Source organism: Pseudomonas sp. NPDC086566 (assembly GCF_050280885.1).
Classification (GTDB): Bacteria; Pseudomonadota; Gammaproteobacteria; order Pseudomonadales; family Pseudomonadaceae; genus Aquipseudomonas; species Aquipseudomonas vlassakiae.
Map to the genome: position 1 here is coordinate 485,494 of NZ_JBNNWD010000001.1, position 16,810 is coordinate 502,303.

General features: G+C 62.7%; 21 protein-coding genes. All 21 read left to right on the top strand.

All coding sequences use genetic code 11. The features are described 5' to 3' along the window. Positions 1-315: 315 nt before the first annotated feature. The 21 genes from ACQKPS_RS02320 to ACQKPS_RS02420 all read left to right on the top strand — a co-directional run bounded on the left by ACQKPS_RS02320 (position 316) and on the right by ACQKPS_RS02420 (position 16,809). The gene (locus ACQKPS_RS02320; protein ID WP_019751350.1) at positions 316-627 is read left to right on the top strand and encodes a hypothetical protein; all 312 of its coding nucleotides are present in this window, start codon (positions 316-318) and stop codon (positions 625-627) included. Next, a complete protein-coding gene (locus ACQKPS_RS02325; protein WP_427602460.1) occupies positions 627-896 on the top strand; it encodes a hypothetical protein in 270 nt (89 codons plus the stop codon). The genes ACQKPS_RS02320 and ACQKPS_RS02325 overlap by 1 nt, the downstream gene beginning before the upstream one ends. A gap of 48 nt (positions 897-944) precedes the next feature. After that, a complete protein-coding gene (locus tag ACQKPS_RS02330; protein WP_427602462.1) occupies positions 945-1,553 on the top strand; it encodes a putative metallopeptidase in 609 nt (202 codons plus the stop codon). A 31-nt stretch (positions 1,554-1,584) separates the two neighbouring features. Then, complete coding sequence (locus ACQKPS_RS02335) at positions 1,585-2,061, top strand: DUF2280 domain-containing protein (protein ID WP_427602464.1); 477 nt, start codon at positions 1,585-1,587, stop codon at positions 2,059-2,061. Then, positions 2,036-3,364, top strand: a complete 1,329-nt coding sequence (locus ACQKPS_RS02340) for a terminase (protein WP_060498309.1) — start codon at positions 2,036-2,038, stop codon at positions 3,362-3,364. Before ACQKPS_RS02335 ends, ACQKPS_RS02340 begins: the two co-directional genes overlap by 26 nt. After that, entirely contained in the window at positions 3,364-4,815 is a 1,452-nt protein-coding gene (locus tag ACQKPS_RS02345) for a DUF4055 domain-containing protein (protein WP_427602466.1), read from the top strand. The genes ACQKPS_RS02340 and ACQKPS_RS02345 overlap by 1 nt, the downstream gene beginning before the upstream one ends. Then, positions 4,742-5,833 (top strand): minor capsid protein, encoded by a 1,092-nt coding sequence (locus ACQKPS_RS02350; protein ID WP_427602468.1) that lies wholly within the window; start codon positions 4,742-4,744, stop codon positions 5,831-5,833. Before ACQKPS_RS02345 ends, ACQKPS_RS02350 begins: the two co-directional genes overlap by 74 nt. A gap of 38 nt (positions 5,834-5,871) precedes the next feature. Next, on the top strand, positions 5,872-6,615 hold the full coding sequence (locus ACQKPS_RS02355; protein ID WP_427602470.1) for a hypothetical protein: 744 nt from the start codon (positions 5,872-5,874) through the stop codon (positions 6,613-6,615). A gap of 81 nt (positions 6,616-6,696) precedes the next feature. Beyond that, positions 6,697-7,470, top strand: coding sequence for a hypothetical protein (locus ACQKPS_RS02360; protein WP_427602472.1), 774 nt, complete (start codon positions 6,697-6,699; stop codon positions 7,468-7,470). A 3-nt stretch (positions 7,471-7,473) separates the two neighbouring features. Next, positions 7,474-8,451, top strand: coding sequence for a major capsid protein (locus ACQKPS_RS02365; protein WP_427602474.1), 978 nt, complete (start codon positions 7,474-7,476; stop codon positions 8,449-8,451). A gap of 47 nt (positions 8,452-8,498) precedes the next feature. Continuing rightward, positions 8,499-8,933: a hypothetical protein gene (locus tag ACQKPS_RS02370; protein WP_427602476.1), complete on the top strand. Its 435-nt coding sequence runs from the start codon at positions 8,499-8,501 to the stop codon at positions 8,931-8,933. A 3-nt stretch (positions 8,934-8,936) separates the two neighbouring features. Continuing rightward, positions 8,937-9,314, top strand: a complete 378-nt coding sequence (locus tag ACQKPS_RS02375) for a hypothetical protein (protein WP_427602478.1) — start codon at positions 8,937-8,939, stop codon at positions 9,312-9,314. Between the two features lie 3 nt (positions 9,315-9,317). Further along, positions 9,318-9,710 (top strand): hypothetical protein, encoded by a 393-nt coding sequence (locus ACQKPS_RS02380; protein WP_427602480.1) that lies wholly within the window; start codon positions 9,318-9,320, stop codon positions 9,708-9,710. A 1-nt stretch (position 9,711) separates the two neighbouring features. Further along, entirely contained in the window at positions 9,712-10,386 is a 675-nt protein-coding gene (locus ACQKPS_RS02385) for a hypothetical protein (RefSeq protein ID WP_427602482.1), read from the top strand. After that, complete coding sequence (locus tag ACQKPS_RS02390; RefSeq protein ID WP_427602484.1) at positions 10,383-10,811, top strand: phage tail terminator-like protein; 429 nt, start codon at positions 10,383-10,385, stop codon at positions 10,809-10,811. Before ACQKPS_RS02385 ends, ACQKPS_RS02390 begins: the two co-directional genes overlap by 4 nt. Positions 10,812-10,850: 39 nt before the next feature. After that, complete coding sequence (locus ACQKPS_RS02395; RefSeq protein WP_427602486.1) at positions 10,851-11,510, top strand: phage tail protein; 660 nt, start codon at positions 10,851-10,853, stop codon at positions 11,508-11,510. A gap of 9 nt (positions 11,511-11,519) precedes the next feature. Further along, on the top strand, positions 11,520-11,903 hold the full coding sequence (locus ACQKPS_RS02400) for a phage tail assembly chaperone (protein WP_427602487.1): 384 nt from the start codon (positions 11,520-11,522) through the stop codon (positions 11,901-11,903). Positions 11,904-11,959: 56 nt separating this feature from the next. Further along, positions 11,960-12,217 carry a DUF1799 domain-containing protein gene (locus ACQKPS_RS02405; protein WP_427602886.1) on the top strand — a complete coding sequence of 86 codons (258 nt, stop codon included), beginning with the start codon at positions 11,960-11,962 and terminating at the stop codon, positions 12,215-12,217. A 3-nt stretch (positions 12,218-12,220) separates the two neighbouring features. After that, positions 12,221-15,712 carry a phage tail tape measure protein gene (locus ACQKPS_RS02410; protein WP_427602489.1) on the top strand — a complete coding sequence of 1,164 codons (3,492 nt, stop codon included), beginning with the start codon at positions 12,221-12,223 and terminating at the stop codon, positions 15,710-15,712. Beyond that, entirely contained in the window at positions 15,712-16,050 is a 339-nt protein-coding gene (locus ACQKPS_RS02415; RefSeq protein ID WP_170030481.1) for a phage tail protein, read from the top strand. Before ACQKPS_RS02410 ends, ACQKPS_RS02415 begins: the two co-directional genes overlap by 1 nt. Positions 16,051-16,059: 9 nt before the next feature. Beyond that, the gene (locus ACQKPS_RS02420; RefSeq protein WP_427602491.1) at positions 16,060-16,809 is read left to right on the top strand and encodes a phage minor tail protein L; all 750 of its coding nucleotides are present in this window, start codon (positions 16,060-16,062) and stop codon (positions 16,807-16,809) included. Position 16,810: the final 1 nt, after the last annotated feature.

The window sequence follows — 16,810 nt, forward strand, 5'->3', positions numbered from 1 at the left end:
GCTTCAAAGGCAGAGCTCTATAGTCGGCACGACAAGGTTGCTGAGAAAGATGTCAAAAATGATCCGCGAAAATCGTGAAGTAGAACATTTGAGCTGATTGAAGCGCCCAATAAATTTGGAAAGCGCTAATAAATCACTAGCTAGCCGCCTTCGGGCGGTTTTTTGTTCAGGTGAATTGTCTTCCCATCAGATCAACGGATGTACGCTTACATTCTAAGCCTCGGAACTTCCGGGGCTTTTTGTTATGTGCTGCTCCGCACGTTTGCCCGGTCCCTGAATAGGGCCTCGCCGGGCCTTTTCTTCTAGGAATCACACATGGCCGAACCAGCAAGCACGACTGCCGGCGTCCTGCTGGTGAAGTACGGCGTGATCATTGGCGGCTTCGCAGGAGCGATCCTCTCGCTGACCTTCCTGCGGGGGCTCACCCGGGGCCAGGCGGTCGCCGCCTTCTTCACCGGCTTTGCTTCGGCAGTCTTCTGCACCCCGCTCGCCATCAGCTACTTCAACCTCGGCACCAGCGGAGAAACCCAATACGGCGTGGCCTTTCTGATAGGCCTCCTGGCAATGAACATCATCCCAGTTCTGAAGTCACTGGTAGGACAGTTCGGTGCCAAAGGAGCTACCTGATGAACACGATCATCATGTCGGCAATGGCCGCTACGGACGCCTTCCTGTGCGTCCTGGTGGTCATCGTTGCCTGTGACTACCTACGGCGCGTTCGCCCCATAGACCAGCCGATGCTATCGGTTGCGTTCTACCTGGTCGCCATTGGCGCGTTCGGGTCGTTCCTTGCGGCGATGCAGGTCCAGATGATCAGCCCCTTCACCGTCATGATTCACGCCGGCATCGTGCTTTATGCGTGGGCAAGGCGAGGGCACTTGTTCGTGACTCGCTGAGGCGCGCCACAAAACAGAGGTGCGCCGTTTCGTGGCGCGGGAGCGAGTATGAGCAGACCGATGCCCCCGGACGACCTGCTCGACGCCCTTTGGCTAACGCTGCGTCCTGCTCCTGAGGTGTGGGAGTGGATACAGCGCGAGATCCTTGCCGACACCGGCAGCATCCACAACCCAGAGCATGGTCACCTTATCGACGCCAACATCGGTGTGCTGTGGGCGTCCTCATCGTTCAACAAGAAGGGGCGCAGCGTGCTTGGCCAGGCCGAGCAGCTGATGATCCGTGCCGGGGGATGGCAGAAGGCACGCCAAGAGCAGCAGATGCGAGCCTGGTTCGGCGAAGAGCCCGAGTTCCTCATCACGCTGGCGGGTGACTACTGTGCCCAGTGCACCGACGCTGAGTTCTGCGCCCTGGTCGAGCACGAGCTCTACCACATCGCCCAGGCAACCGATGAGTTCGGCGCACCCAAGTTCACCCAGGAGGGGCTGCCCAAGCTCTACCTGCGCGGCCACGACGTCGAAGAGTTCGTCGGTGTGGTGAGGCGCTACGGTGCCAGCAACGATGTACAGCAGCTGATCGACGCTGCAAGCCGGCCGCCAGAGGTGGCCAAGATCAACATTTCGAGGGCCTGCGGAACCTGTCTGCTCAAGTCTGCCTGACCTTTGACAGACCTAAGACGGAATTGAACCTATGGCGGCCCTGAGCAACGAGGTGAAAGCCTTCATCGTTCAGGCCTTGGCCTGTTTCGATACCCCAGCGCAAGTGGCGGCCTCCGTCCGAGAAGAATTCGGCCTTGAGGTGAGTCGCCAGCAGTGCGAATCACACGACCCGACAAAGAGCGCAGGCAGGGACCTGGCCAAGCGATGGCGGACGCTGTTTGACGACACTCGGAAGCGGTTCCGTGAAGAGACATCCGAGATCCCCATCGCCAACCGGGCATTCCGCCTTCGAACGCTGGGAAGGATGGCCGAGAAGGCCGAGGCCATGAGGAACATGGCCCTGACTGCCCAACTGCTGGAGCAGGCGGCCAAAGAGGTCGGCGACATGTACGTCAACCGCAAACTCGAACCCGACAAGCCCCTTGGCTCCCAGGCGGATCAGTCACACGCCGTTGCTGAGTACAAGCTGGAGCCAGACGAAGGTGTCCCGACTACCCCGTACCTATGACCCGCCGGTGAAGTTGACGCCGAAGCAGGCGAACATTTACGTCTGGGGCTTTCAGCCTGAGGCACGATTCCGTGATGCGGTGTGCGGGCGGCGATTCGGCAAGACGTTCCTCGGCAAGGCTGAGATGCGCCGCGCGGCCCGGTTGGCTGCGGAGTGGGGAGTGAGTGTTGAGGATGAGATCTGGTATGGCGCGCCGACGTTCAAGCAGGCCAAGCGGGTCTTCTGGCGCCGGCTGAAACAGGCGATACCTGAAGCGTGGCGTGCGACCAGGCCGAACGAGACCGAGTGCTCGATCACCCTAAAGTCCGGCCACATCATGCGCGTAGTCGGCCTGGACAATTACGACAACCTGCGGGGCTCTGGCCTGTTCTTCGTGCTAGTGGACGAATGGGCGGACTGCCCGTGGGCAGCCTGGGAGGAGGTGCTTAGGCCAATGCTCTCGACCTGCCAGTACACGATCCCCCAGACCGGGGAGTCGAGGAAGGGCGGGCATGCGCTGCGGATCGGTACCCCGAAGGGCTTCAACCACTGCTACGACACTTATCGCGATGGGCAGCCAGGCGGTGAGCCAGACCACAAGAGCTGGCAGTACACCTCGCTGCAGGGCGGCAACGTCCCGGCCGATGAGCTGGACGCTGCACGCCGCAAGATGGACCCGCGCACGTTCCGCCAGGAATACGAGGCCGGCTTCGAGAACTATGCCGGGGTGGTCTACTACACATTCGACCGGGCTGAGTGCCGCACCAGTGAGCGCATCAAGCCGGGCGAGGCCGTGCACATCGGCATGGACTTCAACGTCATGAAGATGGCCGCGGTCGTGTACGTGGTCCGGGATGGCCTGCCGCTGGCGCTGGATGAGTTCCACTCGGTGCGGGATACGCCCGAGATGATCGAGAAGATCAAGGTTCGCTTCTCCGGCCACAGCGTCTCCGTGTACCCCGACGCCAGCGGCCAGAACACCAGCAGCAAGAACGCCAGCGAATCGGACCTGTCTTTGCTCAAGAAGGCCGGCTTCACCGTGGTGGTCGACTCGCAGAACCCCGGCGTGAAAGACCGGATCAACGCAGTCAACTCCATGTTCCTCAACACCTACGGGGAGCGGCGCCTGAAGGTCAACATCGACCAATGCCCCCAGCTGACCCAGTGCCTGGAGCGGCAGACCTACACCGACAAGGGTGAGCCGGACAAGGACCCCAAGAAGGGGCACGACCACATGAACGACGCCGCGGGCTACTTCATTGCCAAGCGGTTCCCGATCAAGACTCAGTCCGCCGGCACCCGCCGCATCGGAGGTTTGGCGTAATGCCTGTTCAATCCACCAACCCAGACTACGACGCTCACATCGAAGAGTGGCGAATGATGGACGACGCCTTGGAGGGCGAGGGCGCCATCAAGCGCAGCCCGCGCAACCTGCCCAAGCCCAGCGGCATGACCGAGGCCGAGAAACTGGACGGCGCCGGTAACGCATACCTGTACCAGAACTACACCGCCCGGGCCCAGTACGAGCACTGGGTGCGGGACTCACTGCGCTCGATGATGGGTTTGGTCTCTCGGCTGATTCCCGAGGTGAAGTTGCCCGCGGGCTTGAAGGGCTTGGAGGACAACGCCACGGCTGACGGCTTCGGCCTGGCCCAGCTGTTCCTGCGGATCGTGCGGCAGGCCGTTTCCCATGGCCGGGTGCCGCTGGTGGTCAACATCGATGAAGCTGGCCAGCCATACTTCGCCACCTACGCGGTGCGCAACGCAATCAACTGGGACACCGCCGACCAAGGTGGGCGTCAGGACCTGGTGCTGTCGGTGTTCCGCGAGTTCAGGCGAAAGGAGCAGGACCGCTACAGCCACGAATGTGAGACGGTCTACCGCGAGTTCTACATGGACGGCGCGGTCTGCCGCACAGGTGTGCGCAACGAAGCTGGCGAGCTGATCGAGGACGACCGTCCGCTGGGTACCGTCGACGGCAGCAACAACCTGGTGCGCGGCCTGGACTACATCCCGGTCATCTACTGCGGCTCCACCGACAACTCGCCTGACGTGGATGAAATCCCGCTGCTGACCATGGCCCGGGCCGCGCTGAAGTCGTACCAACTCAGTGCCGACTACTTCACCGCGCTGCACCAGACCAGCCATCCGCAGCCGTGGGTGTCCGGCCTGGACGAAAGCGTCGAGCTCAGCGTCACTGGACCTTCGGCGGCTTGGGACTTGGGCCCCAAAGGATCATGCGGCTACCTAGAGTTCCAGGGCGCTGGCATCCAGGCCGTACGCACGGCGATGGAAGACCAGAAGAACGCAGCCCTTGAGGCTGGCGCCAAGGTCATGGACGTCTCCGGCACGGAGTCGGGTGAGGCCCGTAAGACTCGCCAGAACGACCAGCACGCCACGTTGCACAGCATCGTCATCACCGCGGCTGCCGCCATCGAGCAGGCCCTGCGCTACGCGGCGGAATGGACTGGCTACAACCCGGATGAGGTCGTCTTCACGGTCAAGCCCGAATTCGTGATCCCAGAGGTCAACGCCCAGGTCCTGGCCGAGCTGCAGAAGAGTGTCATGGCCGGCACCATCAGCGCCGAGACCTACTGGCAATACCTCACCACCGGGAAGCTTCCCGAGCGCCCCTACGACGAAGAGGCCGAACTGATCGGCGACGAGCACGGCGCGGGCGGCGTCAACTTGGACAAAGACGATGGCGATGAAACCGGAGCAGACGGTGGACGAGAAGCTGCTGGAGCAGGTAAGCCGCCACTCGGTACTGCTTGAGCGGCTGAAGGCGGGCGAGGTCCAGAAGTTCGAAATCTACCTGCGCCGGGCTGACAGCCATGTCCGTGATCAACTCACCCGCAAGGAACTCACCACATACGGCCGGAGCCGACTGGAAGAGTTCCTGGGGCGAGTAGCGGGCAAGCTGCTGGATATCTACAAGGCCTTCAGCGACCGGATGCAGTCCGACCTGGTGGACATCGCGCAGTACGAGGCAGCGTTCGAGGGCCGCAGCCTGGCCAAGGCGCTGCTGATCGACGCGGTCATGCCGGCAGATTCGCTGCTCAGGGCGGCGATCAACACGCAGCCCCTGCAGGTGGCTGGCGTCGATGGCGGCAAGCTGCTGAAGCCCTTTTTGAGCGGCTGGACTCGCACCGAGTCGGACCGGGTAACCAACGCCATCCGAATGGGTGTCGTGCAGGGCCAGACCAACGCCGAGATCACCCAGGCCATTCGCGGCACCGCGGCGCAGAACTTCACCGACGGCGTGCTGGCGGTCACAAACCGGAGCGCCCGGGCCGTCGTCCAGACTGCAGTACAGCATGTGGCCACCACCGCACGCATGGAAACCCTCAAGGCGAACGCCGAGGTGGTGCCTGGCTATCGGATCGTCGCCACCCTGGACCGGAAGACCAGCGTGCAGTGCCGGAGCCTGGATGGCCGCGAGTACGAAATGGGCAAGGGGCCTGTGCCGCCGTTCCACATCCACTGCCGAACCACCATCACGCCGATCACCAGGTTGTCGGCGCTGTTCGGGCAAGGCGCCACGAGGGCAGCTGTGGGCGCGGATGGGGGCGGGCAGGTATCGGCAAGCCTCAGCTACTACCAGTGGCTGAAAACGCAGCCAGCGGCCTTCCAGGACGCTGCGCTTGGACCGGTGCGCGGCAAGCTGTTTCGCGATGGCGGGCTGACTGCCGAACGCTTCGCCGCAATGCAACTGGACAAAAACTTTAAGCCGCTAACGCTAGACCAGCTCAAGGAGCTGGAACCGTTGGCGTTCCTGCGTGCCGGGGTTTGAGGTGTTAAAGTGCCATCTTTGCTTTGGAGGATGGAACCGTGAAGTGGTTGGCGATTTGCTTAGTTCTGGCTTTGTGCGCATTGTGCGGGCTCTTCGGACTAGTTGCAGGAATCAATCTCAATCCATCATCCACTGTGCGCTTCATCCCTGATCTGGGAAGCTTGGGTGATTGGGTGTCGGGACTGGGCGCCATGGCTGCTTTAGGTTTTGCTATGTGGCAGTTCTACTTTCAGCGTAGCAAGGACCGGATTTTCACATCGCTCATCGAAAAAGTGGCTGAAAAGCTGTGGCGGGTAAGGGTGGTCTCTGAGGGGCTTATACCGGTCACAGTTCTTGGTGCAGAGGTACAGCTTGAGGGGGTGGTGCTTTCACTGCCTGACTTCTTCAAGGGCAAAGCAGGCTTCAGCGTTCCGTCTAAGCTCGAGCGGGGCGATGTTCAACAAGTCATAGACCTAGATGCTGGGAACTTTGAGAAATTCTCGAGTTGGTTCATGGATTCGGTTTTCGAAGCGGTGAATCAGCAGGGACTTCAGCCGAGGGATATGAGTTATGGAGTCAACGAAGCCTACTTCACGGCTGTTGACACGCTGATATCAGATGGCGCCACTTTAGTGGTAAAGCTCGCTCACGATGAAGTTCGTCAGCCTCTTCCAGCGTATATCCTCGAACAGCTGTCTCGCCCTCGGGTCCAGCAAGTCCGAGATCAAGCCGCAGAAGATGGCAAGCGAAAGCTCAAGGATGATCAAGCCCTTTTTAAAAGTCTGTTACCGACCGACAGATAGCGCCCTTTCCATAGAAACCCGCTCCGGCGGGTTTTTTTATGCCCGCAAGGCGGGCCAATCCAATCCCCAGGGGATAGCCACATGCCATTTGACTTCGACCCGGCCGCCCATGGCCTCACCCTCGACGAAACCCAAACCGCCGCGCTCAAGGCAGCGCTGGGCGGCGAGGTGCAGAAATTCCTGGACGGCGAGGTCTCGGGCCTCAAGTCCAAGAATGCCGAGCTGATCGGCTCTAACAAGACCATCAAGACCGAACTGGACAAGCTGAAAGGCCAGTTCGACGGCCTGGACATCGAGGCGGTGAAGGGCCTGCTGGCCAAGGCCGGCCAGGACGAAGAGACCAAGCTGATCGCCGAGGGCAAGCTGGACGAGGTCATCAGCCGCCGCACCGAGCGCCTGCGTACCGACCTGGACAAGCAGGTCAAGGCTGCCAACGAGCGCGCCGACAAGGCCGAGGCCTTCGCTGCAAGGTACAGCGACAAGGTGCTGGCTGACTCTATCCGCGCTGCCGCCATCAAGGCCGGCGCGCTGCCCGAGGCTGCCGAGGACATCATCCTCCGCGCCCGCGGCACCTTCAAATTGAGCGAAGACGGCGAGCCCGTTGCCACTGACCGTGCCGGCGAAGTCGTGTACGGGAAGGACGGCAAGACCCCGCTGTCTCCCCTCGAATGGGCGGAATCGCTGCGCGAAACCGCTACCCACCTGTGGCCAAGGGCTCAGGGTGCCGGGCAGACCGGCGACAACGGTGGCAAGGCCACGAAGAAATGGGGCGAGTACACCGAGACCGAGCGTGCTGCGATGGCTCGTGACAACCCCGACGCATTCAAAAAACTCCAAGCCACCCGAGGAACCTAACCCATGGCATCTACCCAACTGTCGGACATCTTTGTCACCGACTATTACGGCACTTTGGAGCCGGTGAACTCCCCAGAAAAGACCGCCGTTTACGAGTCGGGCATCATCACCCGCTCGGCCACCTTGGACAACATCGCCAAGAACGGCCAAGGCACCTCCGAAATCAGCTACTGGCAGGATCTCGACGCCGATGAGGCGCCGAACATCTCCAACGATGACCCCGACGACCTCGGTGCCGTCGGCAAGGCCGAGCAGGGCAGCATGCGTGCCCGGACCCTGTACCTCAACAAAGGCTATGGCGTCTCCGACCTCACTGCTGAGCTGGCCAACTCCGAGCCGATGCAGCACATCCGCAACCGCTTCGGCACCTACTGGACCCGCCAGTGGCAGCGTTACCTGATGGGCGCCGGCCGCGGCATCATCGCGGCGAACATCGCCCAGAACGGCGGCGACATGGTGAAGGATGCGGGTGCCTCGATTAGTGCCAACGCATTCCAGGATGCCGCGTTCACCGCGGGCGACGCCGCCGACATGTTCGGCGCCATCGGCGTGCACTCGGTCGTCATGAACCAGATGGTCAAGCAGGACATGATCGAGTACCTGCGCGACTCGCAGGGCAAGATCATCCTGGCCACCTACCTGGGCAAGCCGGTGTTCATGGATGACGCCCTGACCTACGCGCCGGGCCAGTTCCTCTCGCTGTTCTTCGGCCAAGGCGCTTTCGGCTACGGCGAAGGCGATCCGACCAAGCCCGTCGAGCTGGAGCGCAAACCAGGCGGCGGCAACGGTGGCGGCGCCGAGGTGCTGTGGGAACGCAAGACCTTCATCCTGCAGCCGGCTGGCTTCAGTTGGCAGGGCAGCGAGAACCGCAACCTCAGCCCGACCGCCGCCCAGTACGCTGCAGCAGCGAACTGGAAGCGCGTCTTCGACCGCAAGCAGGTTCCGTTCGCCGCGGTTATCAGCGGCACCGCCACCCCTTGACCCCATGATGCGGGGCGCCGGCCTGGCGCCCTGCGCAGGAGATCAGTATGAAAGTCATCTACACCAACACCCCGGGCACCGAGCGCGGCACCTGTTATCGCCGCCTGGACCAGTTCTTTGGCGTGATCGACGGCGCTACCTCGGTATCCGTGCAGGGCGACGCCCCGCACATCGGCGAGGCTTACCAGCGCCAGGGCATCAGCGTGAGCGAGATCGAGGAAGGCCTGCGTCTGGACGGCCCGACTGTCGCCCAGTGGGTGGCAGAAGGTTACAAGGCGTCGACCTACCCACCGAACGGCTATGCCCCGGTCAGCAGCCAGGCCGAGATCGGCAAGGCAATCGAGGAGGATGACGGCGACGAGACCGACCCTCACAAGATGAAGGTGCCGGAGCTCAAGGAGTGGCTGACCGCCCAGGGCATCACCTTCGACCCAGCCCTCAACAAGCCCGAGCTGCAGGCCTTGATCCCGTCGAAGGAATAAGCCATGACCGACTTTATCACTGTCGCTGACGTCGACCAGGCACTCGGGCAGGGCTGGGCAGGCGACGGTGATGCGGTCCTTGCCGTCGCCATGGCCAATGCCTGGCTGACGGCCAAGATCAAACGGACGGTGCCAGATCCGGTGCCGGACGCGATCGTGAGTGCCGGCGCGCAGGTGGCCAAGCTGGCTGCAGCTGGTCAGCTCTACAAGGACACCCAGCGCGAGGTGCAGAGCAAGACCGTGTCGGCCCAGGCTGGCACCTCGACCAGCAAGACCTACGTTGCGGGGTCTGTCGATCGCTCGACTGGCGAGAACTTCGCTCTCGATCTCATCGCACCCTGGACCCGTCGTGCCGGCACCGTAATGCTCAAGAGGATCTGACCCATGGGCATGCGCGAAGAACTGCAGGCCGAGCTGGCGGAGGCGTTCGATGACCCGGATGGCCTTGCCGACGCGGTAAAGCCCGTTGCCGGGAGCCGCTCGGTCAAGGGCGGATATGACCCTGCGACCGGCGGCACCGTCCCGGCTTCGACCATCCATTACTCCGGGCGAGGCGTGTTCGGCAGCTACCTAGCCAAGGAAATCGATGGCACACGCATCCAGACCGAGGACGTGAAGCTGCTGGTGCTGCAGAACGAACTGTTCGAGGGCCAGGCAGGCGCTGTAACCGATGTCCCAGCGCTGCCCAAGATCGGCGACCAAGTGAGCGGCTACCGCGTACTTAACGTGTCCCAGGACCCGGCCCAGGCGACTTGGACCGTCCAGCTGAGGAAGTGATATGGCGCGAGGATCGCACATGGCCCAGCGGTACGGCGGGCAGCAGGGCGGCTTCGCCGAGGCTATCCGGGCGTTCGCCGAGCAGGCTGAACAAGCCCTGGACGCTACCTTCCGCGAGATCGTGATCGAGATCGGCAGTAGCGTCATCCGCATGTCGCCGGTAGGCAATCCCGAACTGTGGGCGGCAAACGTTGCACATCGGGCAAAGGCCAACAAGGCCGCCGACGACTACGACTTCAAGGTCGCGGTGCGCAACACCCTGATCAATCTGAACCAGGACAACTTCACCAAGGCTGGCAATCTGCGCAAGGGCGTGAAGTACGCCAAGCCCCTGACAAAAACCGAGCGCGAGCAAAACTTCGCCACCAACGGCCTGGTAGCAGGCCAGGGCTATGTCGGCGGGCGGTTCCGGGGCAACTGGCAGTTCTCCATCGATTCGCCGGCGACCGAAGAGCTCGACCGCATCGACCCGTCGGGCAGCGAGGCCATTACCGCGCTGATCACGCAGGTGCAGGCGCTGACCATCGGCCAGACCGCCTACATCGTGAACAACTTAGCGTATGCGGTGCCGCTGGAATACGGCCACTCAACCCAGGCGCCGGCCGGCATGGTCAGGGTCACCCTGGCGAATTTCCAGCGCGTCGTCGACGAAGCCATTAGGAACAACAGCGTATGAGTCATGCCCGAGCCCGCCAGGCCATCGAGATCAAGCTGATGGCCTGGGCCTCGGCACGCCCGATCCGGGTCGCGAATTTCGAGCAGGCCTTCGAGGCTCAGCCAGACGAAACCTACCTGCAAGCCTTTCAGCTGCCCGGAGCAACCACCTGCCGCTACCTGGGCGGCGAGGCCTACGAATACGCCGGTGTCTACCAGGTGAGCATCGTCTGCCCTGCGGGCCAGCCGCTGGCAACCGCGGAGACCCTAGTCGATGAGCTTTCGAGCCTCTTCCGGGTTGATTCGGCGCTCAGTCGCAACGGCTTCGAGGGCCTGGTCACCGAACCGGTTGATCAGGGCCCAACCATCCCCGAGTCGGCGACCTACATGGTCCCGGCCAGCTTCACCTACCGCGGTGTCGCGGACCAACCGCCCGCTGGGGCATAACCAACCGCCGCCCGGCGGGCAACAACGAGGAAACACTCCATGGCCGCAAAATTCCCGCTGCCGAACGGCGCTGTGCTGGAAATCGCCAGCGTTTTCGGCGCTGCCGTCGCCTTCACTGCCCTGACCAATGCTGCACCACCGGTGGCCACCGCTGCCGATCACGACGTCGCCAACGGCGACGTCCTGCTGATCAGCTCCGGCTGGGCGCTCATCGCCGATCGCGCTGTCAGTGCTGCAAGCGTCGCTGCTGACACGTTCGCCTTGAAAGGCCTCAACACCACTAACGTTGACAAGTATACCCCTGGCGCTGGCGCAGGCTCGGTCCTCCCTGTGACTGCCTGGGCGCAGATCTCCAAGGTGACCGCGTTCACTTCGGCGGGCGGCGAGCAGCAGTACCTCACCGTGGGTTACCTGGAGGACGACGACGACCGCCAGTTCCCGACCAACCGCAACCCGATCACCCTGTCGATCACCGTCGAGGACCAGCCAACTGCCGCCTACGTTGCCCTGGTCGAAAACTACGGTGACAGCAAGGAGCTGGTGGTGGTGCGCCTGAAGCTGCCAGGGGGCGACCAGATCCTCTACCCAGGCTACGTCAGCATCACCACTACCCCGACCATGGACCGGAACAGCCTCATGACGCGCACCGTCAGCATCGCGCTGTCGGGTCGTCCCGTTCGCATCCTGGCCGGCGCGTAAGGAGCACTCATGGCGAAGATCAAAATCGCGCAGAACCCGACGTTCAGCGCCGTGGTGCAGGTTCCGCGCATTGGCAGCGAGCCGGCGCCGGTGGTGTTCCAGTTCCGCTACATGGACCGCTTGGCCCTGTCCGCAATGTTCGATCGCTGGAACAAGGCGCGTGATGCCTGGGCGGAAAAGGCACAGAAGGACGGGGCGACGTGGGAGGAGGTCACCAGCGGTGAAATCGCTCTGCAGGCCGAGCAGCTTGGCGACATCGTCACGGGCTGGGATCTGGAGGACGAGTTCAGCACCGAGGCCATCGTCGACCTTGTGCGCACCTGCACCGGCGCGCCGAAGGCAGTAATTGATGCCTTCCAAGCAGCCTACAGCCCGGCCCGCCTGGGAAACTGAGGGCGGCCGCCAGGGCCTGCTACGAGCGCGGTCCGTCCTCCGAGCAGCTGGCGGCGCTGGGGCTTACTCCTGATGACATTGAGGAGGAAGTGGTGGAGGTCTGGCCAGATGCATGGCCTGCCTTCCGTCTCTTCGATGCCATGGGTACGCAGTGGCGGGTGGCCTCGGGCGGTCCGTCCGGCCTGGACTACACCGCCATCCCCACGACCGCCTCGATGCTCGGCATCAAGCGCCGCGACCTCACCGACATTTTCCCCGATCTCCGCGTCTTGGAGGTTGAGGCTTTGGCCGTCATGGCCGAATCGATGGAGTAGATCATGACCACCATTGCCTCTCTCGGTCTTCAGATCGACTCCGGTGATGCCGTCGAGGCCAAGGACAACCTTGACCAGCTGACTGATGCCGGCAAGCGCAGCGAGGAATCGGCCGGTCGAACCGGGCGTGCCTGGGAGGCCGCCCTGGGCAGCCTGCAGGGTGATACCCGGCAGATTGTGCAGGAGCTGCAGGCGCTCAACGCCAAGCAGACCGAGTTGGCGCAGCAGATGGCCACTGTGGGGCGCGCCGTTACCAGCGCTTCCACGGCGTTCAGCAGCGCCGCCGCCAACATGGGGGCGTTCCGGGCTGAGGCCGCGCAGGCGGGCAAGGTACAGGAGGCACTCACCAGCGCCACGGATGCCGGTGCCCAGGCCGGCCGGCGCGCCGCCGAATCCGCCGACGAGCAGCAGGCCAGGATTCTGGCCGTGGCCAAAGCGTCCCTGGAGGCCAGCCAGTACGTTCAATCGCTCAACCGGGCAACCGAGCAGAGCGCCGAGGTCACCGCCCAGGCGAACGCTGTCCTGTCCGACAGTGCCAGCCGCCAGGCAGCCATCAACAGCCGGGCCCAGGCTCTCATCGCCACGGAGGAGCGTCAGGCTGAGGCGGCGAAGAAGGCTGCCGGCGCGCATCGGGAAGAAGGCCAGGCGCTTGAAGAGCTGCTGGGCAAGATCGACCCGACCGTCGCGGCCATGAGCCGGCTGGACCAGATGGAACAAAAGCTGAAGGGCTTCCGCACGAGCGGCGCGCTCGATGCGGAGACGTTCGGCGAGTACCAGACCAAGATCGACCAGGCGCGCACTGCGCTGGGCGGCGCAGATGCTGCGCTGAACAAAACCGGAATGTCGGCCAAGGCCACGGCTGCGGCATTACGCGGCGTGCCGGCACAGTTCACCGACATCGTGGTGTCCCTGCAGGGCGGCCAGGCCCCGCTCCAGGTGCTGTTGCAGCAGGGCGGGCAGCTCAAGGACATGTTCGGCGGCGTAGGTCCGGCTGCACAGGCAATGGGTGGCTACATTGCCGGCCTGATCAGTCCGCTGACGCTCAGCGCGGCGGCGGTCACGGGGCTGGCTGTGGCAGTAGTTGCTGGGATTGGCGATCTCAATGAGTTCAATAAGGCCCTTGCTTCTACAGGTGGCGCTGCAGGGAAATCTTCATCCCAGCTCGTTGACCTTCAAAACAAGCTGGCCAATGGGAAGTACTTCAGCCAGGCGAATGAGGCATTGCTCGCACTGGTTGGATCGGGAAAGCTTACGGGCGAGACATTCGACGCCGTTGCCGGAGCGGCTACCCAGCTATCCGCTGCCAGCGGTGAGAGCGCCGGTAAGTTCGCGCAAATGTTTGTCGACGCAAAAAGTGACGTTACGGCTTTCGCGCTGGAGTTCAACTCCAAGTACCACGCAGTGACCCTGGCAACCTTCGATCAGATTCAGGCCCTTGAAGACCAGGGTCGCCACATGGATGCCTTGAAGCTGCTTGCGGGCGAAGTCTCGGAGGAAATGACCCGCCGCAATGAGGAAACATCAGAGTCCACTCGGGGTATTGCCAAGCTTTGGGATGACGCGACAAGCGCTGTGCGCAGGTACTGGAATGAGCTAAAGCAAGGGGTTGCGGCTGATCCGGATCAGTTCCGTATGCAGGTGCTCCAGCAGCAGGTTGCTGATATAGACAAGCAGTTCTGGTTCAGCGATAGCTCACGAGACGCCCTGAAAAAGCAGTACACCGACGAGATTGCTTTGATCCAAAAGCGAATCGATGCTGGCGCCAAAGAACGTCAGGATCGTGCGGATGGGGAAGCCGCGATCCAGAAGCAAGCCGACCTCCAGAAGAAGCTGAATGATCAGCTTGACCAAGCAAACCCTGAACGCAAGAGGGCGAAGGCGCTACAGGACCTGAAGCAGCGGTTCATTGATTTGCGTGAGGCTGCAAAGGAGACAGGCAAGCAAAGCCCGTTATTGGCTGGTGTGTCTTTCGATGGTGACAAAGTATCGGGAGGTGCTTACGACACTCTGGCCAAGGGCATTGCGGATCGGAACAAGGATAAGGTCGGAAAGACTTCCCCGGTGGACCTCTCCGAATTCAACGACCAGAAGAACGCACTGAGCGCCATCCTGGCCGAGTACAAGAATCAGCAGAAGGAACTGGATGCGGCGCAGAAGGCTGGTCTGATCTCCCAGGAGTCGTACGCAGCCCAGCGCGCGGCGATCATCGAGCAGCAGAAGGGCGACGTCACCTTCGCCTACGAGGCCGAGATCAAGGCACTGGAGGATGCGAAAGGCAAGAGCACTACCAGCGCCCAGCAGCGCATCCAACTGGACCAGAAGATCGCCGATGCCCGCGCTGCTATGGTCAAGGCCCAGAAGGACGCCGACACCGAACTGGCGGTGCTGGCGACCAACGAGCAGGGCCGGCTGGCCAAACAGGCCAGGGCCGTGCAGACCTACACCGATGCCCTCGACCAGCAGGTCCTGGCGCTTAGGCTGCAGGGGCAGCGTTCCGCTGACGGCCTTGGGCTCGGCGATCGACAGCGCGGCCTGCAGGATCAGCAGAACGGCATCACCGATCGTGTGAACCAGCAGCGGTTGGATCTGGCCAACCAGTACGGTGATGGCTCTCGCGGCATGAGCCTCGATGAGTACAATCAGAAGCTAGCTGCCTTGGGCAAGGCCGAGAAGGACCTGCAGGAAACCACCATCGCCAACTACGACCAGATGACGGCCGCCCAGGGCGACTGGCGCAAAGGGGCGTCGTCGGCCTTCCAGAACTACCTGGAGCAGGCCCGGGATGTTGCCGGGCAGACGAGATCCCTATTCACCAACGCCTTCAGTTCGATGGAAGACGCGGTCGTGAACTTCGCTATAACGGGCAAGTTCTCGTTCGCCGACTTCACCAAGTCGGTTCTGGCCGATATGGCTCGCATCGCGACACAGCAGGCTGCTTCTGGCCTGCTGGGTAGTTTGGTGAGCTGGGGTGCCACTGCGGCCTCTGCCTATTTCGGTGGAGGCACCGGTAACGGTATGGAGGCCGGGTCTGCAGGCGCGGTGTCGTCCAACCTGGGCGCATCCCTAGCCGGGTACGGCAGTGCCTACTTCCCTCAAGCGCTGGGCGGGGCATGGTCGAACGGCGTTCAGTTATTCGCCAATGGAGGCGCCTTCACCAACTCAATCGTGAGCACCCCGACGGCTTTCGGCATGGCTGGCGGCAAGCTGGGGGTGATGGGGGAGGCCGGAGACGAGGCGGTCATGCCTCTGACCAGAACTGCAGGCGGCCAGCTTGGCGTGATGGCGGTTGGTGGTGGTGGCGGCGGGACGGCGATCAGCGTGTCTGCGCCGGTCAGCATGGTGGTGGAGGACAGGAGCAGCGAGGGCATGGAGCTCGACCAAGCGCTCCTTCAGCAGAACATGCTGAAGCAAATGCAGGTCGCTGCCGAGAAGGCCGTCGCTGACTCGTGGCGCCCAGGCGGCGTGAGCCACCGAAACACGAGAGGGGCGCGCTGATGGCTATTGAAACGTTCACTTGGCCGACGCAGCGCGGCGAAACGCCCGATATCACCTACCGGGTCCGTGAGTCGAAGTTTGGCGGCGGGTACCGGCAGGTGGTGGGCGACGGCCCCAACAACAAAGAGGACAGCTACCCGATCACCGTAACCGGCACAAAGGCCCAGGTCCGCAAGATCATGGAGTTCTTCGACCGGCATGGCGGCGCTAAGGCCTTTCTGTGGTCTACCCCGCTCGGCGACCTGGGGCTGTTCACCTGTGCCGACCCGAAGCCCACGCCGGTGGGCGGCGGCCGGTTCAAGGTTTCCGCAACCTTCGCGCGGGCTTTCCACCCGTAAGGATTCCGCATGTCACTGATCAAGGACATCCAGACCCTGGAGCCTGGTAGCGAGGTGCTGCTGTTTGAGCTGGATGGCTCGGACTTTGGCGCCGATATTCTACGGTTCCATGGGCATGCAATACCGCACACCCCCGAGGAGTTGGCCGTCGCCGGCGTCGATGCTGATCAGCTGCCGGCCAAGTCGATCTGGTGGCAGGGCAACGAGTACGGTGCCTGGCCCATGCAGATCGACGGCATCGAGGCGAACTCGGACGGCACAGCAGTGCGGCCCACCCTGAGCGTTGGCAACGTCAATGGGAGGATCACCGCCCTTTGCCTGGCCTTCGACAACCTGCTTGAGTTCAAGCTGACCATGCATCACACCATGGCGCGATACTTGGACGCCGCCAATTTCCCCGACGGCAACCCTGAGGCTGATCCAGCAGAGGAGGCCATTGAGGTCTGGTACGTTGACCAGAAGGTGTCGGAGAACGGCAAGACCGTGGCCTGGGACTTGGCCAGTCCTGGCGATGTTGGTGGGGAGACAATTGGCCGGCAGATGACCCAGCTCTGCCACTGGGCAATGACCGCCGGCTATCGTGGCCCGAACTGCGGATACACCGGCCCCTATTACGATTTGGACGGCAACCCCACGGACGACCCGGCCAAGGATCAGTGCAACGGCTGCCTCGACTCAGGCTGTACCGTTCGCTTTGGCCAGGGCAACCAACTGCCCTTTGGCGGCTTCCCGGCTGTTTCCCTCATCGCACGGAGCTGAC